The organism is Halomonas sp. B23F22_10 (genome assembly GCF_043496975.1).
GTDB classification, from domain to species: domain Bacteria; phylum Pseudomonadota; class Gammaproteobacteria; order Pseudomonadales; family Halomonadaceae; genus Halomonas; species Halomonas smyrnensis.
In genome coordinates this window covers 37,235-58,317 of the sequence record NZ_JBIEKF010000008.1, presented here as the reverse complement: position 1 = coordinate 58,317, position 21,083 = coordinate 37,235, and the positions used below count along the sequence as shown (strand labels likewise).

General features: G+C 71.1%; 19 protein-coding genes. 14 read left to right on the top strand and 5 right to left on the bottom strand.

Annotation, left to right across the window (positions count from 1 at the left end):
• Positions 1–16: 16 nt before the first annotated feature.
• Together ACGTNF_RS15430 and rapA are read left to right on the top strand one after the other, a co-directional pair.
• The gene (locus ACGTNF_RS15430) at positions 17–817 is read left to right on the top strand and encodes a TlpA family protein disulfide reductase (protein WP_394602405.1); all 801 of its coding nucleotides are present in this window, start codon (positions 17–19) and stop codon (positions 815–817) included.
• A gap of 372 nt (positions 818–1,189) precedes the next feature.
• Positions 1,190–4,129 carry an RNA polymerase-associated protein RapA gene (rapA, locus tag ACGTNF_RS15425; protein WP_394602404.1) on the top strand — a complete coding sequence of 980 codons (2,940 nt, stop codon included), beginning with the start codon at positions 1,190–1,192 and terminating at the stop codon, positions 4,127–4,129.
• Between the two features lie 289 nt (positions 4,130–4,418).
• Here rapA and ACGTNF_RS15420 read toward each other — a convergent pair whose 3' ends face one another.
• Complete coding sequence (locus ACGTNF_RS15420; RefSeq protein WP_394602403.1) at positions 4,419–5,324, bottom strand: TIGR01777 family oxidoreductase; 906 nt, start codon at positions 5,322–5,324, stop codon at positions 4,419–4,421.
• A gap of 107 nt (positions 5,325–5,431) precedes the next feature.
• Here ACGTNF_RS15420 and ACGTNF_RS15415 point away from each other — a divergent pair, with 107 nt between their 5' ends.
• The 12 genes from ACGTNF_RS15415 to fabB all read left to right on the top strand — a co-directional run bounded on the left by ACGTNF_RS15415 (position 5,432) and on the right by fabB (position 16,664).
• Positions 5,432–6,481 (top strand): NAD(P)/FAD-dependent oxidoreductase, encoded by a 1,050-nt coding sequence (locus tag ACGTNF_RS15415; RefSeq protein ID WP_394602402.1) that lies wholly within the window; start codon positions 5,432–5,434, stop codon positions 6,479–6,481.
• Positions 6,478–6,852, top strand: coding sequence for a sirohydrochlorin chelatase (locus ACGTNF_RS15410; RefSeq protein WP_016856378.1), 375 nt, complete (start codon positions 6,478–6,480; stop codon positions 6,850–6,852). The genes ACGTNF_RS15415 and ACGTNF_RS15410 overlap by 4 nt, the downstream gene beginning before the upstream one ends.
• 91 nt (positions 6,853–6,943) lie before the next feature.
• A complete protein-coding gene (locus ACGTNF_RS15405; RefSeq protein WP_394602401.1) occupies positions 6,944–7,855 on the top strand; it encodes a MerR family transcriptional regulator in 912 nt (303 codons plus the stop codon).
• A gap of 12 nt (positions 7,856–7,867) precedes the next feature.
• Positions 7,868–9,283 (top strand): deoxyribodipyrimidine photo-lyase, encoded by a 1,416-nt coding sequence (gene phrB / locus ACGTNF_RS15400; protein WP_152479850.1) that lies wholly within the window; start codon positions 7,868–7,870, stop codon positions 9,281–9,283.
• A 95-nt stretch (positions 9,284–9,378) separates the two neighbouring features.
• Positions 9,379–9,819, top strand: coding sequence for a nuclear transport factor 2 family protein (locus tag ACGTNF_RS15395; RefSeq protein ID WP_152479851.1), 441 nt, complete (start codon positions 9,379–9,381; stop codon positions 9,817–9,819).
• A 91-nt stretch (positions 9,820–9,910) separates the two neighbouring features.
• Entirely contained in the window at positions 9,911–10,702 is a 792-nt protein-coding gene (locus tag ACGTNF_RS15390; protein WP_394602400.1) for an SDR family NAD(P)-dependent oxidoreductase, read from the top strand.
• Positions 10,699–12,033, top strand: coding sequence for an NAD(P)/FAD-dependent oxidoreductase (locus ACGTNF_RS15385; protein ID WP_394602399.1), 1,335 nt, complete (start codon positions 10,699–10,701; stop codon positions 12,031–12,033). Before ACGTNF_RS15390 ends, ACGTNF_RS15385 begins: the two co-directional genes overlap by 4 nt.
• Positions 12,030–12,794 (top strand): DUF1365 domain-containing protein, encoded by a 765-nt coding sequence (locus ACGTNF_RS15380; protein ID WP_394602398.1) that lies wholly within the window; start codon positions 12,030–12,032, stop codon positions 12,792–12,794. The genes ACGTNF_RS15385 and ACGTNF_RS15380 overlap by 4 nt, the downstream gene beginning before the upstream one ends.
• On the top strand, positions 12,791–14,056 hold the full coding sequence (locus ACGTNF_RS15375; protein WP_394602397.1) for a class I SAM-dependent methyltransferase: 1,266 nt from the start codon (positions 12,791–12,793) through the stop codon (positions 14,054–14,056). Before ACGTNF_RS15380 ends, ACGTNF_RS15375 begins: the two co-directional genes overlap by 4 nt.
• Positions 14,053–14,568, top strand: a complete 516-nt coding sequence (locus ACGTNF_RS15370; RefSeq protein ID WP_394602396.1) for a DUF2878 domain-containing protein — start codon at positions 14,053–14,055, stop codon at positions 14,566–14,568. The genes ACGTNF_RS15375 and ACGTNF_RS15370 overlap by 4 nt, the downstream gene beginning before the upstream one ends.
• 352 nt (positions 14,569–14,920) lie before the next feature.
• On the top strand, positions 14,921–15,436 hold the full coding sequence (fabA, locus tag ACGTNF_RS15365; RefSeq protein WP_016856387.1) for a 3-hydroxyacyl-[acyl-carrier-protein] dehydratase FabA: 516 nt from the start codon (positions 14,921–14,923) through the stop codon (positions 15,434–15,436).
• Between the two features lie 13 nt (positions 15,437–15,449).
• Positions 15,450–16,664, top strand: a complete 1,215-nt coding sequence (gene fabB, locus ACGTNF_RS15360) for a beta-ketoacyl-ACP synthase I (RefSeq protein WP_394602395.1) — start codon at positions 15,450–15,452, stop codon at positions 16,662–16,664.
• A 120-nt stretch (positions 16,665–16,784) separates the two neighbouring features.
• Here fabB and ACGTNF_RS15355 read toward each other — a convergent pair whose 3' ends face one another.
• The 4 genes from ACGTNF_RS15355 to ACGTNF_RS15340 all read right to left on the bottom strand — a co-directional run bounded on the left by ACGTNF_RS15355 (position 16,785) and on the right by ACGTNF_RS15340 (position 20,968).
• Positions 16,785–17,552 (bottom strand): lysophospholipid acyltransferase family protein, encoded by a 768-nt coding sequence (locus tag ACGTNF_RS15355; RefSeq protein WP_394602394.1) that lies wholly within the window; start codon positions 17,550–17,552, stop codon positions 16,785–16,787.
• Positions 17,549–18,442, bottom strand: coding sequence for a sugar nucleotide-binding protein (locus ACGTNF_RS15350; protein ID WP_394602393.1), 894 nt, complete (start codon positions 18,440–18,442; stop codon positions 17,549–17,551). Before ACGTNF_RS15350 ends, ACGTNF_RS15355 begins: the two co-directional genes overlap by 4 nt.
• Positions 18,443–18,705: 263 nt before the next feature.
• Positions 18,706–19,362: a single-stranded DNA-binding protein gene (ssb, locus tag ACGTNF_RS15345; protein ID WP_394602392.1), complete on the bottom strand. Its 657-nt coding sequence runs from the start codon at positions 19,360–19,362 to the stop codon at positions 18,706–18,708.
• Positions 19,363–19,594: 232 nt separating this feature from the next.
• Complete coding sequence (locus ACGTNF_RS15340) at positions 19,595–20,968, bottom strand: MFS transporter (protein ID WP_016856393.1); 1,374 nt, start codon at positions 20,966–20,968, stop codon at positions 19,595–19,597.
• Between the last annotated feature and the right edge of the window lie 115 nt (positions 20,969–21,083).

Here is a 21,083-nt window from a genome sequence, read left to right as displayed (position 1 = left end):
CCTCGAGAGAGCCCCCATGGATGCCATCGCCCTCGGGCCCGTGCTGCTTCCCCTGCCCCGCCTCTACGCCCTGGCCTGCGCCCTGCTGCTGCTCGTCGCGGCCGCCCTGACGCTGCGCCTGCCGCGCGCCCGCCGGGCGCGCTGGTTCAACGGCCTGATCATCGCCTGGCTGGTCGGCGCGCGGCTCGGCCACGTGGCGCTGAACCTGCCCGCCTACGAGGCCTCCCCGCTGGACGCGCTGAAGCTGTGGTTGCCGGGCTACCATGCCCTGACCGGCCTGATCGCCGCCCTGGCCTGGAGCGCCTGGGCGCTGCGCGACCGCCTGGCCGCCATGCTCGGGGCCCAGGGCCTGACGATCGGCGCCGTCCTGGCCTGGCTGGCGCTGATGAGCTGGGCGCCGCTGGGCAGCGGTGTCACCCCGCGCGCCCTGCCCGAGCTGACGCTCGAGAACCTCGAGGGCGAGCCGGTCAACCTGGCCGAGCTCTCGGGCCAGCCGGTCATCGTCAACCTGTGGGCGACCTGGTGCCCGCCCTGCCGCCGCGAGCTGCCGCTGCTCGCCGAGACCGACGCCCGGGACGACGTCACCGTGGTGGTGGTCAACCAGGGCGAGGACCTGCTGCCGGTGGCGCGCTATCTCGATGCCCAGGGGCTCACCTTCGAGCACGCCCTGCTCGACCCGCGCCAGTCGCTGATGGTGGAAAGCGACGCCCCGGGGCTGCCCACCACCCTGCTGTTCGACGCCGAGGGCCGCACCCGGGAGCGCCACGTCGGCGAGCTGACCCGGGCGACCCTCGACGGCTGGCTGGACGCGGAATAGGCACCAGTTCCGACCACGTCGGCAAGCCGTAGAAGAACTCCTGCGCCATGGGTGAGGAGGATTCCTCCGAACGGGCTGGCCATGGAGGGCCAGCACCGGTCCTGCAAGCGTAGCGGGACGCGAGAGCGCCGCAGGGCGCCGCAGGGCGCCGGGAGCTACAGGGAAGTATTCATGCGTTTCCGGAAGGTCGGCCCCGCTCGCAGGCTTGCCGACGATTGAGACATCACCCGAGGCGCACCGAGATTGCCAGGGGAAACGCCGGGAAGCCTCTTAAGCCACGCCGGGGATTGCTGTAAGATACCGCGCCCTGTCGCCGAGGGTCGGGTGTGGCCCGCGGCACGAGACCAGATCCCTAGCATCCCCCGAGGCATCATGAGCGACTTCTCTCCCGGTCAGCGCTGGATCAGCGATGGCGAGGCCGAACTCGGCCTGGGCACCATCCTCAACTGCGACGCCCGCAGCATCACCGTGCTCTTCGGCGCCAGCCAGGAAACCCGGACCTACAGCACCCAGCATGCCCCCCTGACCCGGGTGATCTTCGGCAGCGGCGACCGCATCCAGAGCGCCGAAGGCTGGGAGATGACCGTCGACGACAGCAAGGAATCCCGCGGCCTGATCGTCTACATCGGCGAGGACGACCAGGGCGAGACCCGCGAGCTGCCCGAGGCGCGGCTGGCCGACTCCATGCGGTTCGACCAGGCCCGCGACCGCCTGCTGACCGGCCAGGTCGACCGCAACGACTGGTTCGACCTGCGCTTTCGCACCCTGCACCACCACCATCGCACCGAGCAGAACCCGGCGCTGGGCCTGGCCGGTCCGCGCATCGACCTGATCCCGCACCAGCTCTACATCGCCGACGAGATCTCCCGGCGCCAGGCGCCGCGCGTGCTGCTGGCCGACGAGGTCGGACTCGGCAAGACCATCGAGGCCGGCCTGATCCTGCACCGCCTGCTGCTCAGCGGCCGCGCCGAGCGCGCCCTGATCCTGGTGCCGGCGAGCCTCACTCACCAGTGGCTGGTGGAGCTGCTGCGCCGCTTCTCGCTGGAAGTCACCCTGCTCGACGAGCAACAGAGCCTGGCCCAGGGCGACGGCAACCCCTTCGAGTCCGGCCAGCTGGTGCTGGCCAGCCAGGACTGGCTGTTCGCCAACCCGCACCGCCAGGCCCAGGCCGAGGCCGTCGACTGGGATCTGCTGATCGCCGACGAGGCCCACCACCTGGAGTGGAGCGAGAGCGCCGACGAGGTCGGCCCCGGCTACGCCTGCGTGGAGCGCCTGGCCGCCAGCGTTCCCGGCGTGCTGCTGCTGACTGCCACCCCCGAACAGATGGGCCAGGCCAGCCACTTCGCCCGGCTGCGCCTGCTCGACCCGGATCGCTACCACAGCCTGGAGGCCTTCCAGGAGGAAGAGCACCACTACGCCGAGGTGGCCGCCGCCATCGACGCCCTGGAGCGCCTGCCCGGCGAAGCCGCCGACCGCGAGACCGTGGCCGCCGTCAGCGACGATCCCGACAGCGCCGCGCTGCTCGCCACCCTGGCCGATGCCGAGAGCAGCGACGACCAGCAGGCCGCCGCCCGCGGCCAGCTGCGCGAGCAGCTGCTCGACCGGCACGGCACCGGCCGGGTGATGTTCCGCAACAGCCGCCGCCACGTCGGCGGCTTCCCCGAGCGTCGCCTGCACGTCGACCGTCTCGAGCTGCCCTCCGCCTACCGCCGGGTGCTGCGCCGCCTGGGCCGCGACGAGGACTACCTCGACGAGCTGCTGATCGAGACCGGCCTCGACCACCCCGAGGTGCTGGTCTATCTCGACACCATGTACCAGGCACTGGCCAACGACCCGCTCAACGCCGAGCCCTGGTGGCAGTTCGACCCACGCGTGACCTGGCTGCTGGAGCGGATCACCGAGCTCGGCGACGACAAGATCCTGGTCATCGCCCACGACCGCGAGACCGCCCAGGGCCTGGCCGACGGCCTGCGCGTGCTGGGCGGCGTGCAGGCGCCGGTGTTCCACGAGGACCTGACCCTGGTCGAGCGCGACCGCGCCGCCGCGGCCTTCGCCGACGACGAGGACGGCTGCCAGGTGCTGGTGTGCTCGGAGATCGGCTCCGAGGGCCGCAACTTCCAGTTCTGCCGCCACCTGGTGATGTTCGACCTGCCCCTGCACCCGGACCAGCTCGAGCAGCGCATCGGCCGCCTCGACCGCATCGGCCAGCGCCACGCTATCGAGCTGCACGTGCCGGTGTTCGCCGCCAGCCCCGGCGAGCAGCTGCTGCGCTGGTACCAGGACGGCATGGACGCCTTCAGCGCGCCCCACGGCCTGGGCGGCGAGCTGTTCGACGCCTTCGGCGATGCCCTGGCCGACGCCCTGCTCGACGAGGAGAGCCTCGACGAGGTGATCACGGACACCCGCGAACTGTTCGACCGCCGCATGGCCGAGCGCGACGCCGGCCGCAACCGCCTGCTCGAGCTCAACGCCTGCCGTCCGGAGCGCGCCGAGCAGACCATCGAGGCGATCCGCGAGCTCGACGAGGACCGCGCCCTGCGCCGCTACATCGACCAGGCGCTGGACATCTTCGGCGTGGATGCCAAGGACATCGGCAACGACATCCAGCACCTCAAGCCCGGCCCGCAGATGCTCGACGGCCTGCCGGGGCTGGTGAAGGGCGAGGACGGCTTCTCGGCCACCTTCTCCCGCGAGCGCGCCCTGGGCCGCGACGACGTTCAGCGCCTGTCCTGGGAGCACCCGCTGACCCGCGAGATGATGGGCCGCATCCTCGACGGCACCATGGGCAACACCGCCCTGGCGCTGCTCAAGCATCCGTCGATCCCCGGCGGCCGGCTGATGGCCGAGCTGGTGTTCCGCACCCACTGCCCGGCGCCCAAGCGGCTGCACCTCAACCGCTTCCTGCCGCCCACCGCGGTGCGCGTGCTGCTCGACGAGTCCGGGGCCAACCTGACCGCCAAGGTCTCCTTCACCGGGCTCTCCAAGAACCTGCAGAAGGTCAAGAAGGCCGCCGCCCGCGACCTGATCAAGAGCCGCCACGAGCAGCTCCGCGACCTGCTCGATCGCGCCGAGACCGAGGCCGAACGCGAGCTGCCGACCATCGTCGAGGCCGCCCAGACCCGCATGCGCGAGGCGCTGGACGCCGAGCTGACCCGCCTGGAGGCCCTGGCCCGCCGCAACCCGGCGGTGCGCGAGGACGAGCTGACGGCGCTGCGCGAGGAGCGCGCCGCCCTGGACGCCGCCATCGAGGGCACCCGGCTGCGGCTGGACGCGGTGCGGGTCATCGTCACCATCGACGAGAACTCCCGCTAGGCGAGGCGGATCCCCCGAACGACAGCCCCCGTCGGTCATTGGCCGGCGGGGGCTCGTCGTTTCAGGACATGGAGAGGCGAAAGGGATGCGCTGATTGATGTCGCGAGCGATGAGAGGCTGGATGCCGCCGGAGCGCAGGAACCGGAGTGTAGCCTGCTACATGAGGATTCCGATCGGACCGGCGCCCCGGCACCGCCGGCGCCCAGGATCACTAGGTTTGTTCCCGACGAACCTACGCACTTCCTGCATCCCTGCAGGTCGTCGAGCGCAGCAATAAATCGGCGTTTCACTAGCCGAGGATATCGGTCAGCGCCTCCTCCAGGGTCGGGAAGCGGAACACGAAGCCCGCCTCCTCCAGGCGCGCCGGGCGCATGTCGGCGCCGGTCAGCAGCAGCCGCGACATCTCGCCGAGGCCGATCTCCAGCGCCTTGGCCGGCACCGGCAGCAGCGCCGGGCGATGCAGGTGCCGCGCCAGCAGGCGGGTGAAGACGGCATTGGTGACCGGGTGCGGGGCGCTGCCGTTGAAGGCCCCCTGCAGGTCGTCGCGCTCGAGCAGCAGCAGGATGGCGCTCACCAGATCCTGACGATGCACCCAGGGCATGAACTGGGTGCCGTCGCCCAGGCGCCCGCCGAGCCCCAGCTTGAAGGGCGGCAGCAGGCGCTGCAGCATGCCGCCGCCGGCGTCCAGCACCAGCCCCAGGCGCAGGATCGCCAGCCGGGTGCCGAAGGCCGTCACGCCCTCGGCGGCCTCCTCCCAGCGCTGGCAGAGGCGATGGGCGAATTCGTCGTGGGGCGGGGTCGCCTCGGTGACCACCGTCGCGCCCTGGTCGCCGTAATAGCCCATGGCCGAGGCCGAGACCAGCACCGAGGGCGCGTGCCCATGAGAGGCCTTGAGCTGCTCGCAGAGCTGCACCAGCTCGCGGGTGGCGTCGAGGCGGGAATCCAGCAGCCGCTCCTTCTGCGCCTCGCTCCAGCGCTTGCCGGCGATCGGCTCGCCGGCCAGGTTGACCAGCGCCTCCGGGGGCGTATCGACGAAGTCCAGCGCCGAGCGCCGCACGTCGACGCCCTCCGGCAACCGGAGCCGCGCCTGGGCGGGGTCCCGCGACACCACCTGTACCCGATGCCCGTCCGTGATCAGTCGACGGCACAGGGCCTGACCGACGAAACCGCTGCCTCCGGTGATCAATATGCGCATACCGCTCTCCATTCCGGGCTCCTTGGGTGGCGCCGAGCAAGTGTTATACAGGCTTTGTACAGGTCTGTTAGTCTAGCGGTAAACCCCGTTGACTGCATGAGCCCGACATGACTTCGACGCCCTCTTCCCACGCCGTGATCGGGGCCGGCATCGCCGGCCTGGCCTGCGCCCGTGCGCTGGCGGAGGCCGGCCACGACGTCACCGTGTTCGACAAGGCTCGCGGCCCCGGCGGCCGGATGTCCAGCCGCCGGCTCGAGGAAGGCGCCATCGAGCTCGGCGCCCAGAGCTTTCGCGCCGCCCACCCGGCCTTCCGGCGGCAGGTGGATACCTGGGTGAAGGCCGGCGTGGCCGCGCCCTGGCCCGACGCCCTGTGGCGGCTGGAAGCGGGCCGGGCGACGCGGCGGGCCGACGGCCGCCCCCGCTACACCGGCACGCCGCGGATGAGCGCGGTCACGCGCCATCTGGCCCGCGGCCTGACCCTGCGCGCCGCCACCCGCATCGTGTCGCTGGCGCGCGATAGCGACGGCTGGCGGCTCGCCGACGAGCGCGGCGCCACGCACGGCCCCTTCGCCACGGTGAGCCTGGCGCTGCCCGCGCCCCAGGCCGAGGGCCTGATCGCACCCCATGCGCCGGGGCTCGCGAGCGAATGCCGACAGCTGCCCCAGCGCGCCTGCTGGGCGGCCTGGGCCCGCCTCGAGGCGCCGCTCACGCTGCCCGGCGCCGAGGCCGGCTGGCCGCTGCTGCAGTTCGACGAGGGCCCGCTGAAGCGCGTGGTCCGCCACCGCACCAAGCCCGGCCGCGAGGATGCGCCCGAGCTCATCACCCTGCTGGCCGATCTCGACTGGAGCGAACGCCGGCTCGAGGACGCCCCCGATGCCGTGGCCGAAGACCTGCTCGCCGCCCTGAGCGCCGCGCTCGAGACGCTCCGGCCCGCCGCCGGCCTGCCGGCGGTGCAGGCGCGAGGCGCCCATCGCTGGCGCTATGCCGAGCCTGGTGCGGTGGCGCCGGGCGATGATCATCGCCTGACGGACACCGGCCTGGCGCTGTGCGGCGACGGCTGGCGCGGCGGGCGCATCGAGGACGCCTGGCTGTCCGGCCACCACCTGGGCGAGGCGCTGTGCCATCGCCTTTCCGACCCTGGAGATTTCCCGACATGAGCAATGCCCTGATCCTGATGGCCCACGGCTCCAGCGACCCCAACTGGCGCGCGCCCTTCGAGCGTCTCGCCGAACAGCTCTCCGCCCGGCTCTCCACCCCGCTGCGCCTGGCCTACATGGAGATCTGCGCCCCCTCGCTGGAGGACACCGTGGCCGAGCTGGCGGCCGAGGGCGTCGAGCGCGCCGAGATCCTGCCGCTGTTCTTCGCCGCCGGCCGCCACCTGCGCAAGGATGTGCCCGGCCAGGTCGAGGCCCTCGGCGAGGCGCACCCCGAGGTGCAGCTGACGCTGCTGCCGCCGGTGGGCGAGCATCCTGCCTTCGTCGAGGCCCTGGCGGCGGTGATCGCCGAACGAGCCGGCGAGAGCGACTGATCGTCGTGTTGTACATCGACCGTCTTTTGTACAAAATTGGTGGTTGAAGCGACACCCCTTCCGTCACCGATCTCACCGAGGCAGAGACCGCATGAGCGATCAGGCGAACCATCCGGCCGATGCGCCGCTCTATCCGATCCGCGAAGTCTCGCGCCTGACCGGCGTCAATGCCGTGACCCTGCGTGCCTGGGAGCGCCGCTACGGGCTGATCCAGCCCAAGCGCACCCCCAAGGGCCACCGACTCTATGCCAAGGACGACATCGCCCGCGTCGAACGCATCCTGCAATGGCTCAACCGCGGCGTCCCCGTCAGCCAGGTCCGCGAACTGCTGGAACAGCCCGAGGCCGTGGAGGCGCCGCCACCCGCGGCCGGCGACTGGGACAGCCAGCGCCGCCAGCTGCTGGCCGCCGTCGAGGCGCTGGACCTCGAACGCCTGGAAGCGCTGTTCAATCAGGCGCTGGCGCTCTATCCGGTGACCACCTGCCTCGACGAGCTGTGGCAGCCGGTGCTGCGCGAGCTGGAGGAGCGCTGGGACGATCGCCTGGGCGCCGACCTCCAGCGCCGCACCCTGGAAGCCTTCCTGCGCACCCGCATCGGCACCCGGCTGTATCACGCCAACGCCCAGGCCGGCGAGGCCACGCTGCTGATCGTGCCGCTGCCCGACGACGGCCCGATGTGGGGGCTGCTGGCCGCCCTGGCCGCCGCCGATCGCGGCTATCGCGTGCAGTGGCTCGACGCCGCGCTGCCGCCCCAGGAGCTGACGCTGGCCGTGGAGCGCTTCCATGCCACCGCCCTGCTGCTGGCCAGCGGACGCGCCGAGCGCGCCGATCTGATCCGCCGCCAGCTGCCGCGCCTGGCCGAGCAGCTCGAGGTACCGGTGGCGCTGTGCGGGCCGGTGGCGCGCATCCGCGCGGCCGATCTCGACGCCTCCGGCGTGGAGCTGCTCGGCGACGACCTGAGCCACGCCATGACGCGCCTGAAATCCCTGACCCAAGCCGCCTGAACGGAGGCGCCGATGTCCCCGACCCTGGTCTGGTTCCGCAGCGACCTGCGCATCCACGACAACACCGCCCTGGCCGCCGCGGCCCGCCGTGGCCCGGTGATCGGCGTCTTCCTGCGCTGCCTGCCCCAGTGGCAGCAGCATGGCCACGGCGCCAACAAGCTCGACTTCACCCGACGCGGCGTCGCCGCGCTGTCGGAGTCGCTGGCCGGGCTCAACATTCCGCTGCTGCATCGCGACATCGAGCGCTTCGACGAAGCCCCGGCGATGCTGCTCGACCTGGCCCGGGAGCTCGGCGCCGAGGCCCTGCACTTCAACCGCGAGTATCCCCTCGACGAGGCGCGCCGCGACGCCGCGGTGATCGAGGCCTTCGAGGACGCCGGCCTGGCCGCCCACGGCCATCGCGACGCCGTGGCCTTCGCCCCGGGCGAGCTGTTGACCGGCAAGGGCGACGTCTACGGCGTCTTCACGCCCTTCGCCAAGGCCTGGCACAAGGCGATCACCGCCGAGCGGCTGGCGCTGCACGACGCGCCCGAGCCCCAGGCCAGCCTGCCCGTCGCCCCCGACCCGATTCCCGAGCTGCCCGAGCTCGAGGACGCCCCGATCGACGGCCGCCTGTGGCCCGCCGGCGAGGGCCCGGCCGGGGACCGCCTGGAGCGCTTCCTGCGCTTTCGCGGCCGCCACTACGGCGACCAGCGCGACTTCCCGGCGATCCGCGGCACCAGCGAGCTCTCGCCCTACCTGGCGCTGGGCATGATCTCCCATCGCCAGTGCATGCAGGCGGTGATGGCCGAGAACGATGGCGCCCTGGCCGACGGTGACGCCGGCCTCACGGCCTGGGTCGGCGAGCTGATCTGGCGCGAGTTCTACCAGCACATCGCCGCCGGCTTCCCACGCGTGTGCCGCCACCGTGCCTTCCAGCGTCACACCGAGGCGCTGCCGTGGCGCGACGACGAGGCCGGTTTCCGGGCCTGGTGCGAGGGGCGCACCGGCTACCCCATCGTCGATGCCGCCATGCGCCAGCTCGTCGCCACCGGCTGGATGCACAACCGACTGCGCATGGTCACCGCCATGTTCCTGTCCAAGCATCTGCTGATCGACTGGCGCCGCGGCGAGGCCTTCTTCCTGCGCCACCTGGTCGACGGCGAGTTCGGCGCCAACAACGGCGGCTGGCAATGGGCGGCCTCCACCGGCACCGACGCCGCGCCTTACTTCCGCATCTTCAACCCCACCACCCAGTCCCAGCGCTTCGACCCGGAAGGCCGCTTCCTCGCCGAATGGCTGCCGGAGCTCGCCGAGCTGTCGCCCAAGGCTCGCCACGCCCCGGGCAACGACCTGCTGAGCGGCGTCGACTATCCGCCGCCCATCGTCGACCACAAGGCCGCCCGCGCCCGGGCGCTGGACGCGTTCAAGAACCTGCCCGCTGCCTGAGGCGGGCGCGTCTTCCCGGCCGCGTCTCCCGGTTCCTGTTCCCCCGATCACGCCCCGCCCTCGCTTCTCCATCTTCCCTCGCCCAGGAGGCCGTCATGTCACCCGATCCGGACCTGGAGGCCTTCTGCGCCTTCTACAACAAGCTAGACAATTCCTGTACAAAAAATCTGTACAAGATATATACTCCAGACATTGCATTCACCGACCCGCTGCATCGCATCGACGGCCTGCCGGCCCTGGAAGCCTACTTCGCCGCCCTGTACGAGAACGTCACGGCGTGTCGCTTCACCTTTCACGAGCGTCAGCGTCACGGCGACATCGCCTTCGTGACCTGGACGATGCACCTGGCCCATCGGCGGCTGGCGGGCGGCAGGGACATCACGGTGGAGGGCGCCTCGCGGCTGGTCTTCGCCGACGACGGATCGGGGCGGGTGAGTGAGCACCGGGACTACTTCGACGCCGGCGAACTACTATATGAGCGACTGCCGCTGCTGGGCACGGTGATCCGCTGGCTCAAGCGCCGCGCGGGAGGCTGAGGGGCCCGCCCCTCGAGCCATACGGCTGAAACCCGCAGGCCGTGCCCCGCGTATCCCTAACAAGAGACATCGCAGGACGCGAGGAGACGACATGACGGCACCCCACACGCCCCGCTGCATCTGGCTGACCGGCGCGACATCCGGCATCGGCCGGGCGCTGGCGACACGGCTGCTCGACCAGGGCCATCGGGTCGCCCTCAGCGCCCGCCGCTCGGACGCCCTGCAGGAACTGGCCGGCGAGCGCGACAACGCCCTGCTGCTGCCGCTGGACGTCGGCGACCGGGCTGCCGTGCTGGCCGCCGGCGATCGCATCGCCGCCCGCTTCGGCCACCTCGACCTGGCGATCCTCAACGCCGGCACCTGCGAATATCTCGAGGCCGGCACCTTCGACGCCGCGCTGATCGAGCGAGTCTTCGCCACCAACTTCTTCGGTGCCCTGCACGGCGTGGAAGCGGCGCTGCCGCTGCTGCGCCGGGCCAGGGCCCGGGGTGGCCGGCCACTGCTGGCCGCCACCTCCAGCGCCTCGGCCTATCTGCCGCTGCCCCGCGCCGAGGCCTACGGCGCCTCCAAGGCCGCGCTCAGCCACTTCCTGGAATCGCTGCGCCTCGATCTGGCCGGCGAAGAGATCGACGTCAGCCTCATTCATCCCGGCTTCGTGAAGACGCCGCTGACCGATCGCAACGACTTCCCGATGCCGATGCGGGTCAGCGTCGATCAGGCCGCCGAGGCGATCCTCAAGGGCCTCGAGGCCCATCGCCTCGACGTCCACTTCCCGCGCCGCTTCACCCTGCCGCTCAAGCTGCTGGGCATCCTGCCGCCGGGGCTGCGCTTCCGCCTCGGGCGACGCCTGGCCCGCGGCGCCGACACGGAGGCCTCGTCATGACGTCGCTCGCCACTCCCGCCTCTCCCCAGGGCCGCCAGCGCATCGCGGTGATCGGCAGCGGCATCGCCGGCATGGCCGCCGGCTGGTATCTGTCCCGCCGCCACGAGGTCACGCTGTTCGAGGCCGACACCCGCCTCGGCGGCCACACCGCGACCATGGACGTCGAGCTCGAGGGCCGCCACTACGCCATCGACACCGGCTTCATCGTCTTCAATGACTGGACCTATCCCCACTTCCGGCGCCTGCTGGCGACCCTCGGCGTGGAGAGCCAGCCCACCGAGATGAGCTTCTCGGTGCACGAGACGGCCCGCGACTTCGAGTACAACGGCCACAGCCTGCCGCGGCTGTTCGCCCAGTGGTCGAACCTGCTGCGGCCGAGCTTCCATGGCCTGCTGCGCGACATCCTGCGCTTCAACCGCGAGGCCACCCAGGCGATGGTCGACGACCGCCTGCCGGCGGACCTGACCCTGGGCGACTACCTGGACGCCGGCGGCTACGGCGAGGGCTTCCAGCGCCACTACCTGCTGCCCATGGGCGCGGCGATCTGGTCGGCCAGCATCGGCCAGCTGCGCGCCTTCCCGGCCCGCTTCTTCGTGCGCTTCTTCCATCATCACGGCCTGCTGTCGGTCAACGAACGCCCCCAGTGGTACACCCTGGTCGGCGGCTCGCGGGCCTACATTCCGGCGCTGACCGCGCCCTACGCCGAGCGCATCCGTCTGGCCACGCCGGTGCGCGGCCTGCGCCGCGAGGCCGACGGGGTGCACGTCCGCAGCGACGCCGGCGAGGAGCGCTTCGACCAGGTGGTGCTGGCCTGCCACGCCGACCAGGCGCTGGCGATGCTCGACGACGCCAGCCCCGCCGAGCGCCAGATCCTCGGCGCCCTGCCCTACCACGACAACGAGGTGGTGCTGCACACCGACACCCGCCTGCTGCCCCGCCGCCGGCGTGCCTGGGCGAGCTGGAACTACCGGCTCGACGGCCGCGGCGACGACGCCCGGGTCTCGGTGACCTACGACATGAACATCCTGCAGCGCCTCGAGGCGCCGCACACCTTCTGCGTGACCCTCAACGACGGCGACAGCATCGACCCGGCCAGGGTGCTCGGGCGCTACACCTACGCCCATCCGCAGTTCAGCCTCGCCGGGATGAACGCCCAGGCCCGCCACGCCGAGATCTCGGGGCCGGGCCGGCGCACGCACTTCTGCGGCGCCTACTGGCGCAACGGCTTCCACGAGGACGGCGTGTGGAGCGCGCTGCGGGTCGCCCGGGCGCTGGGCTGCGACCCCGACGCGCCGGCCGGCGCCCGGGCGACCACGGAGGTGCCGGCATGATCCAGGCTCCGCGCTCGCGCATCTACCGCGGCTGGCTGCGTCATCGTCGCTTCCTGCCCCGGGCCCACGCCTTCCGTTACCGGCTGTGGATGGCCTGGCTCGACCTCGACGAGCTGCCGGAGCTGTTCGACGGCGTGCCCGGCTTCAGCGCCCGGCGGCCGGCGCTGGCGCGCTTCCGCCGCGAGGACTACCTGGCGCCCCACGACCGGCCGCTCAAGGACGCCGTGCGCGCCGAGCTGACGCGGCTGCTGGGCGACGCCCCGGACGGCCGCATCTGCCTGCTCACCCAGCTGCGCACCCTGGGCGTGGGCTTCAATCCGGTGTCGCTGTACTACGCCTACGACGCCCGCGGCGAGCTGCGCGCGCTGCTCGGCGAGGTCAGCAACACCCCCTGGGGCGAGCGCACCACCTATGCCTGCCGGGTCGAGCCGCGGCGCCACGGCCATCGCGCCGAGTTCGACAAGGCCATGCACGTCTCGCCGTTCAACCCCATGGACATGCGCTACCGCTGGCGCTTCGACAGCCCCGGCGAACGCCTGAACCTGAACATGGAGACCTGGCGCGGCGACGAGCGCCACTTCGACGCCAGCCTGAGCCTGGAGGCCCGCCCGGCGACCCGCGGCGTGCTGCTGGCCACCCTGGCCCGCCATCCGGCGATGGCGCTGAAGACCCTCGCCGGCATCCATTTCGAGGCCCTGCGCCTGTGGCTCAAGCGCGTCCCCGTCCACGACCATCCCCGCCATCAGGAGAGTTCGCCGTGAATACACGCACCGCCAACGCCCGTCCACTGCCGGCCGAGGGCGACCGCCTGACGCGCTGGCTCAAGGCTCGCCTGCTGCCCCAGCTGGATCGTCTGGAAGGCGGCGAGATCACCCTGATCGAGGGCCATCAGCGCCACCGCCTGGGCCGCGGCGGCCCGCTCTCGGTGACCCTGGTGGTGCGCGACTCGCGGGCCTGGCGGCGCATGGCGCTGGGCGGCACCGTGGGCGCCGGCGAGGCCTACATGGACGGCGACTGGGACGCCGACGATCCGGTGGCGCTGGTGCGGCTGTTCGCCGCCAACCTGGAACGGGTCAACGGCGAGATGGAGGGCGGCCTGGCCGGCGCCGGCCGCTGGCTGCTCGGCGCGCTCTACCGACTGCAGCGCAACAGCCTGAGCGGCTCGCGGCGCAACATCGCCGCCCACTACGACATCGGCAACGACCTGTTCGCGACCTTCCTCGACCGCCGCCACTGGATGTACTCCAGCGCCGTCTTCCCCCGCGCCGGCGCCAGCCTCGAGGAGGCCTCGACCCACAAGCTCGACCTGATGCTCGAGCGCCTCGACGTGCGTCCGCATCACCACCTGCTGGAGATCGGCACCGGCTGGGGCGGGCTGGCCATCCACGCCGCCCGCACCCGAGGCTGCCGGGTCACCACCACCACCATCTCCGACGAGCAGTATGCCCACACCGCCCGGCGGCTGGCCGAGGAGGGGCTCGAGGACCGCGTCACTCTGCTCAAGCGCGACTACCGGGAACTGGAGGGCCGCTTCGACCGGCTGATCTCGGTGGAGATGATCGAGGCGGTCGGCCATCAGTACCTGGAGACCTACCTGACCACCCTCGACCGGCTGCTGACCGACGACGGCATGGCCATGCTGCAGGCCATCACCATCCGCGATCAGCGCTACGAGACCGCCAAGCGCGAGATGGACTTCATCAAGCGCTACATCTTCCCCGGCGGCTTCCTGCCCTCCCACCGCGTCATCCTCGACGGCCTGACCCGCCACACCTCGCTGAACCTGGTGGGTCTGGACGAGATCGGCCAGCACTATGCGCACACCCTGCGCGAGTGGCGCCACCGCTTCGAGGCCAACCTGGAGACCGTGCGCCGGCTCGGCTACGACGAGCGCTTCATCCGCATGTGGCGCTATTACCTGTGCTACTGCGAAGGCGGCTTCCTGGAGCGCACCATCGGCACCAGCCAGCTGCTGCTGGCCAAGCCCGGCGCGCGGCCGGCGCCGCTCTCGGGGGCGGTGTGAAGCGAGGGGTCTGGCGGGCGCTGGCCAACCTGGCCGGGTTCCAGCTGGGCTGGCTGGCCTGCGTGATGGGCGGCAGCCTCGCGGGGCTCGTCGTGGCGGGCGGGGTGATCGCGGCGCATCTGCGCTGGCAGGCACAGCCAGGAGAATGGCGCTGGCTGGCGGGTTTCGCGGGGCTGGGGCTCGCCATCGACGGCGGCCTGGCGCTGGCCGGGGGCTTTCGCTTCCCGCCGGAGACCCTCCTGCTCGGCCCGCTGCCACCGTGGCTGTGGCTACTGTGGCCGCTGTTCGCCACCCTGCTGCACCATTCCCTGGCCTGGCTGTGGCGCCACCCCTGGCTGGCGGCGGCCGGCGGCGCGACCAGCGGGCCGCTGTCCTACTATGCCGGCGCCCGGCTCGCCGGCGTCACCCTCGCACCCTGGCTGCTGGCCGTCGAGGCGCTGTGCTGGGCGGCGCTGTGCCTGTGGCTATGCCATCGACTCGGCCGACGCGGCGACCTCGCTCGCTTCGGCTGAGGACCATTCGCGCCAGCGCGTCTCCACGCCTTCGGCCACCACCTCCAGCGCCAGCCCCCGGGCCATGGCGGGCAACGCATCCAGCCCGACGGGCGATTCAGGGAAAGCACGGGCCACATGGCTTCGCTCTCGACTCTTCGACATGAATGTTTGCCCCCTCTTGTGAGCGGGCCATATCGTCACCATATCGGCCGATGCGAACATAACTGTACCCCGGACGACGGCGATGACCCTCCGGCACCCCGGCCGGCGTGCATTCGCGAGACACGAACAGTAGACTAGGCGTGGCCGCCAGGGCGGCCCATGCCGTTTCGATACGGCATACCACCATCTCGACACTCGGAACGATTCAGTGACCAAGCAACATTCCTTTGATCGCGAAGCACTGCTGGCATGCAGCCGTGGCGAGCTGTTCGGCCCCGGCAACGCCCAACTGCCGGCACCCAACATGCTGATGCTCGACCGCATCGCGCACATCCATGAAGAGGGTGGCGAACACGGCAAGGGCGAACTGATCGCCGAGCTGGATATCCGCCCGGACCTGTGGTTCTTCGACTGCCACTTCCCCGGCGATCCGGTCATGCCGGGCTGCCTGGGCCTCGACGCCATGTGGCAGCTGGTCGGCTTCTATCTCGGCTGGCTGGGTCACCCGGGCCGCGGGCGCGCCCTGGGCTGCGGCGAGGTCAAGTTCAGCGGTCAGATCCTGCCGGATGCCGAGAAGGTGACCTACCGCATCAACATCAAGCGCATCATCACCCGGCGCCTGATTCTGGGCATCGCCGACGGCACCGTGTCCGTCGACGGCCGCGACATCTATCAGGCCAACGACCTGCGGGTCGGCCTGTTCACCTCCACCGCGAATTTCTGATCAGGAGGCTCCCATGCGACGAGTGGTAGTCACCGGCCTGGGCATCGTGTCCTGCCTGGGCAACGACGCAACACAGGTTCTCGACGCCCTGCGCACCGGGCGCTCAGGCATTCGCTTCAAGGATGAATACGCCGAGCTCGGCTTCCGCAGCCAGGTGGCGGGCGTCGTCGATATCGATCTCGACGCCCTGGTCGACCGCAAGCTGCGCCGCTTCATGGGCGACGCCGCGGCCTATGCTTATGTCAGCATGGCCCAGGCGGTCGAGGACTCCGGCCTCACCCCGGAGCAGGTCTCCAACGAGCGTACCGGCCTGATCGCCGGCTCCGGCGGCGCCTCCAGCGCCAACCAGGTCGAGGCCGCCGACGTGATGCGCCAGAAGGGCCTGCGCCGAGTGGGGCCCTATCGGGTCACCCGCACCATGGGCAGCACCGTGTCCGCCTGCCTGGCCACGCCGTTCAAGATCAAGGGCGTGAACTACTCCATCTCCTCCGCCTGCGCCACCTCCGCGCACTGCATCGGCAGCGCCATGGAGCAGATCCAGCTGGGCAAGCAGGACGTGGTCTTCGCCGGCGGAGGCGAGGAGGAGCACTGGACGCTGTCCTGCCTGTTCGACGCCATGGGCGCGCTCTCGACCCACTACAACGAGACGCCCGAGCAGGCCTCCCGCCCCTATGACCAGGCCCGAGACGGCTTCGTCATCGCCGGCGGCGGCGGCATGCTGGTGCTCGAGGAGCTGGAGCACGCCCGCGCCCGCGGCGCCAAGATCTACGCCGAGCTGGTCGGCTACGGCGCCACCTCCGACGGCGTCGACATGGTCGCCCCGTCCGGCGAGGGCGCGGTGCGCTGCATGCGCCAGGCCATGGCCACGGTCGACGGCGACATCGACTACATCAACACCCACGGCACCTCCACCCCGGTCGGCGACGTCGCCGAGCTGAAGGCGGTGCGCGAGGTGTTCGGCGACTCCACGCCGGCGATGAGCTCGACCAAGTCGCTGACCGGGCACTCGCTGGGCGCCACCGGCGTGCAGGAAGCGATCTACTCGCTGCTGATGATGGAGAACGACTTCATCGCCGCCTCCGCCAACGTCGAGAACCTCGACGAGCAGGCCGACGGCTTCGACATCGTCACCGAGCGTCGCGAGGCCAAGGTCGAGCGCGTGCTGTCCAACAGCTTCGGCTTCGGCGGCACCAACGCCTGCCTGGTGCTGGAGAAGTATCGCGACTGACGCGCGATCATCGCCGCGGCCTGAACCCGCGCCGCGGCGATAAAAATGAAGAGAGGCGCCCCGCGGGGCGCCTCTCTTTTTTGTGTCTCGTGGCGCGGGTGGCGCCGGCGGTGAGTCGGCTCAGCTCGCCGCCGTCTCCCGGGGGCCGGCCTCGGCGTTCTCGTCGCGGGGGCGCGGCACCTCGGAGATCTCGGCCAGCTGCGCCTCGATCCAAGCCTCGGTCTCGGCCAGCACCTCTTCCGGGCTGCGGCCGACGGTCTCGATCGGCTCGCCCACCACCAGCGTCAGGCGCCCGGGATGCTTGACCCAGTGACGCCCCGGCCAGCGCTCGCCGGCATTGTGCGCCACCGGCACCACCGGCTTGCCGGCGCGGCAGGCGATCACCGCCCCGCTCTTGTTGTAGCGGCGACGCTTGCCCGGCTCGACCCGGGTGCCCTCGGGGAAGATCAGCACCGAGAGCCCTTCCTCGAGGCGCGTCTTGCCCTGGATCAGCACCTGCTTCATGGCCCGGGCCGGCTTGGAGCGGTCCAGGGCGATGGGATGCAGCAGCCTGAGCCCCCAACCGAAGATCGGAATGCTGAGCAGCTCCTTCTTGAGCACCGTGCACACCGGCGGCTTGAGCAGCTGCAGATAGACGGTCTCCCATTCGCACTGGTGGTTGGACAGCAGCACGCAGGGGCCATCGGGCAGCCGCTCGAGCCCGCGGATCTCGTAGCGCACCCCGCAGACCAGCCGGAACCAGGCGATGATGAAGTGGTTGTAGAGGTTGAGCAGGCGATAGCGCGAACGCAGCGGCAGCAGCGGTGCCGGCGGCAGGAACAGCACGCCGCACACCAGCATGGCGATGAAGTAACCGATATAGAAGATGATGCTGCGGATCACGCTCATGTCTCGCGGGTCTCCTCGACGGGGCGGGCATCGTCGTCGCGCGCCAGGCACCAGATGTCGAGCATGCGCCCCACCTCGAGCCGCCAGGGCTTCTGGTGGACGCCGAAGACGTCGAGCACCCGCCGGCAGTTCAGCACCCGGCGCAGCGGCTGGTCGTGGTGGTGGCTGAGCGCCTTGACGCCGCCCAGCGCGACCGTCTCGCCGCGCCCCTCGAGGCGGGTGACCAGCTGGGTGCGCACCATCGACACGAAGGTGTAGGCGCTGACCGGCTCGGTGCCGGCCAGATGGTAGCTGCCCCAGGCAGCGGCGCCGCAGCCCTGCTGCTGGAGCATGCCGATCAGCGCCATGGACACCGAGTCGGCGGACGTGGGGCAGAAGATCACGTCGTCCTCGGCGCGCAGGTCGTTGCCGCTGACCAGGGTGTCGAGCAGCTCGCCGAGCCAGGCATGGCTGCCATCCAGGGCGAACAGCGGCCCCAGGCGCACGATCAGGTGCCTCGGCAGCTCGGCGCGGATGCGCTCGCCGGTGGCGACCAGGCGCCGCAGCCCCTCGTCGCGGGGCGCGGGCACCACATGCTCGTCGATGGGCTCCTCGTACCCCTCCTCGTAGAGCTGGTCGGACACGCACCACACCAGCGGCACCTCCCGCTCGCGGCAGGCGGTCACGCAGGCCTCCACGGCCTCGGCATGGGCGGTCACGGCGGCCGGCGCATCGGTGATCGGGCGCGACAGCGGCGGAATCAGCAGCGCATCGGGGCGCACCTCGTCGAGCCGCTCCCGCGACAGCGTCAGGCCGGGCTCGATGACCAGCTCCACGTCGGTGCGACGATTGGCCTCGCGCGCCATGGCGAGGCTCAGACAGTGTCCGGCGTCCAGGATCAGCAGCTTCACGATGACTCCTCGGGGCTGGGCGTCGGGATCGCAGCGACCACGACTCACCAGACGGCGACAATCTTGGGAACCATGACGTGAGGGGCATCCTGAAACAGGACGCCCCTCACGTCGGCAATCGCGCCACTATACCATTACCGCCCGCCGTCATGGCAGCGCCGACCGTGCCGCCGGCACCGCAGGAGAACGCGCACGCACAGACGACAACGCCCTGCCGAAGCAGGGCGTCGTGAAGCCGCACGGGGAACGCGCCGAGGCTCGCCTCAGAACGGGATCTCGTCGTCGAAGTCGTCGAAGCTGCCCGGATCCGGGGCGCCGAAGTTGCCACCCTGCTGCTGGCCGCCGCCCTGGTTGGGTGCCGGCTGGGGCGCGGGACGCTGGCCGCCCTGCTGCTGACCGCCGAAGCCGCCGCCCTGCTGGGGCTGGCCGCCCGGGGGCTGACCGTAGTTGCCGCCCTGCTGCGGGCCGCCGAAGCCGCCGCCCTGCTGCGGCTGACCGCCCTGGGTCTGGCCGTAGCTGCCGCCCTGCTGACGCGGCTGACCGCCGCCGAAGCCGCCCGGCTGGCCGCCACCCATCTCGCCGCCACGCGAATCCAGCATCTGCATGTCGTTGGCGACGATCTCGGTGGAATACTTGTCCTGGCCGTTCTGGTCCTGCCACTTGCGCGTCTGCAGGCGGCCCTCGACGTAGACCTTGCTGCCCTTGCGCAGGTACTGCTGGGCGATCTCGGCGGTCTTGTTGAACATCACCACCCGGTGCCACTCGGTGCGTTCCTGACGCTGGCCGCTCTGGCGATCCATCCACGTATCGGTGGTGGCGAGGTTGAGGTTGGCCACGGCGGTGCCGGACGGGGTGAAGCGCACCTCGGGATCCTGTCCGAGGTTGCCGATGAGAATGACCTTGTTGACGCCACGGGCCATGGTTGACTCCTTGATTCTGTCGGAGGGCGGACCGCCGGGCGAGGCCCGGGCGAAGAGCCCCGGCCCCCGGAACGCTCGAATGCATGTAGGTAGATTGACGCGCCGGCCGCACCCGCGCGTGAAAGCCGGCCGCACCCGCGCGTGAAAGACCGATCCCGATACTATACGCGAGTTCCCGCCTCGACGCCGCCGGCGGAGCGGCGATCGCCGAGGCTCGGTCAGCGTGACCCGGTCAGCGTGACCCGGTCAGCCGCGACAGGGCCTCGGTGTCCAGCCGCTCGCGGTCGACCTTGAGATAGGCCAGCCGCTCCTCGGGCACCACCAGCACGTCCTCGACGCCGGCCACGGCGGCGAAGCGGGCCATCAGGGCGTCGAGGGCATCGTCCTGCTGCTGCTCGGCCAGCGCCACCACCTCGCTGGAGAGATGCCGCGGCGGCGTCATGCCGAGCATGAACACGAACCAGGCCAGGCCGATCACGGCCACCCCGAGGAACACCGCCGTCAGGCCGAAGTGCTGCGACAGGAAGCCGCCCAGCACGCCGCCGAGGAAGGCGCCCAGGAACTGGCTGGTGGAATACAGCCCCATGGCGGTGCCCTTGGCGCCGGCCGGAGCGAGCTTGCTGATCATCGACGGCAGCGTCGCCTCGAGCAGGTTGAACGCCGTGAAGAAGGCGAACAGCCAGCCGATCAGCGGCATCAGGCCGTGCCCCTCGAGGCCCAGGCCCAGCAGGCTGGCGACGATGACGGCGATGGCCCCCAGGCACATCAGCTTCATCTTGCGCCGCTTCTCGGCCACGATCACCAGCGGCACCATGGCCACGAAGGACAGCCCCATCACGCCGAGGTACACCAGGCCGTGATGCGGCTCGGCGATGCCGGCGTCGACCAGCCGGAACGGCACGGCGACGAAGATCGCCATCAGCACCAGGTGCAGGCCGAAGATGGAGGCATTGAGGCGCCACAGGTCGAGACGCCCGACGAGCCCCTTGAGCTGGTCACGGTCGACGCCCACGTCCTGGTGCCCGCGCCGCTGCGGCGCCCGGGGCACCAGCTTCCACAGCACGCCGAGCCCCAGCACGGCCAGGGCGGCGGTGAACCAGAACACGCCGGACAGGCCGAAGTGCGCCGACACCAGCGGCCCCAGCACCATGGCCACGGCGAAGGCGACGCCGATCGACAGCCCGATGGTGGCCATGGCGGCGGTACGCACCTGCTCGCGGGTCTGGTCCGCCAGCAGCGCCATGATGGCGGCGGCCACGGCGCCGCTGCCCTGCAGGCAGCGCCCCAGGATGATGCCGGCGATGCTGTCGGCCTGGGCCGCCACCACGCTGCCGACCAGGAACAGCAGCAGCCCGCCGGCGATTACCGGCTTGCGCCCGATGCGGTCGGAGAGCAGGCCGAAGGGGATCTGCAGCACGGCCTGGGTGAGGCCGTAGATGCCGAGCGCGAACCCGACCAGCAGCGGCGTGGCGCCGATCAGCTCCTCGGCCTTCAGTGCCAGGACGGGCAGCACCATGAACAGGCCGAGCATGCGCGTGGCATAGAGCCCGGCCAGGCCGACGATGGCCCGCCGCTCGGCGGCTAACAGCAAGCTGGCCTTGGACATAGCGATTCCAGTGCTTCCAGAGGGAGGGCGCGGGGCCCCGGAGATGATGGACCGCGTATTCTACCGCGTCGCTTCGGCACACGAAACGCCGCCTCATCGAGCGACTTTGCCGCAC

Excerpts from the sequence above, each read along its gene's own strand:
- ACGTNF_RS15385 (WP_394602399.1), top strand. The coding sequence starts at position 10,699 with ATGACGTCGCTCGCCACTCCCGCCTCTCCCCAGGGCCGCCAGCGCATC.
- ACGTNF_RS15395 (WP_152479851.1), top strand. The coding sequence starts at position 9,379 with ATGTCACCCGATCCGGACCTGGAGGCCTTCTGCGCCTTCTACAACAAG.
- ACGTNF_RS15405 (WP_394602401.1), top strand. The coding sequence starts at position 6,944 with ATGAGCGATCAGGCGAACCATCCGGCCGATGCGCCGCTCTATCCGATC.
- phrB (WP_152479850.1), top strand. The coding sequence starts at position 7,868 with ATGTCCCCGACCCTGGTCTGGTTCCGCAGCGACCTGCGCATCCACGAC.
- ACGTNF_RS15380 (WP_394602398.1), top strand. The coding sequence starts at position 12,030 with ATGATCCAGGCTCCGCGCTCGCGCATCTACCGCGGCTGGCTGCGTCAT.
- fabB (WP_394602395.1), top strand. The coding sequence starts at position 15,450 with ATGCGACGAGTGGTAGTCACCGGCCTGGGCATCGTGTCCTGCCTGGGC.
- ACGTNF_RS15430 (WP_394602405.1), top strand. The coding sequence starts at position 17 with ATGGATGCCATCGCCCTCGGGCCCGTGCTGCTTCCCCTGCCCCGCCTC.
- ACGTNF_RS15420 (WP_394602403.1), bottom strand. The coding sequence starts at position 5,324 with ATGCGCATATTGATCACCGGAGGCAGCGGTTTCGTCGGTCAGGCCCTG.
- ACGTNF_RS15340 (WP_016856393.1), bottom strand. The coding sequence starts at position 20,968 with ATGTCCAAGGCCAGCTTGCTGTTAGCCGCCGAGCGGCGGGCCATCGTC.
- ACGTNF_RS15415 (WP_394602402.1), top strand. The coding sequence starts at position 5,432 with ATGACTTCGACGCCCTCTTCCCACGCCGTGATCGGGGCCGGCATCGCC.
- ACGTNF_RS15355 (WP_394602394.1), bottom strand. The coding sequence starts at position 17,552 with ATGAGCGTGATCCGCAGCATCATCTTCTATATCGGTTACTTCATCGCC.
- ACGTNF_RS15390 (WP_394602400.1), top strand. The coding sequence starts at position 9,911 with ATGACGGCACCCCACACGCCCCGCTGCATCTGGCTGACCGGCGCGACA.
- rapA (WP_394602404.1), top strand. The coding sequence starts at position 1,190 with ATGAGCGACTTCTCTCCCGGTCAGCGCTGGATCAGCGATGGCGAGGCC.
- ssb (WP_394602392.1), bottom strand. The coding sequence starts at position 19,362 with ATGGCCCGTGGCGTCAACAAGGTCATTCTCATCGGCAACCTCGGACAG.
- ACGTNF_RS15410 (WP_016856378.1), top strand. The coding sequence starts at position 6,478 with ATGAGCAATGCCCTGATCCTGATGGCCCACGGCTCCAGCGACCCCAAC.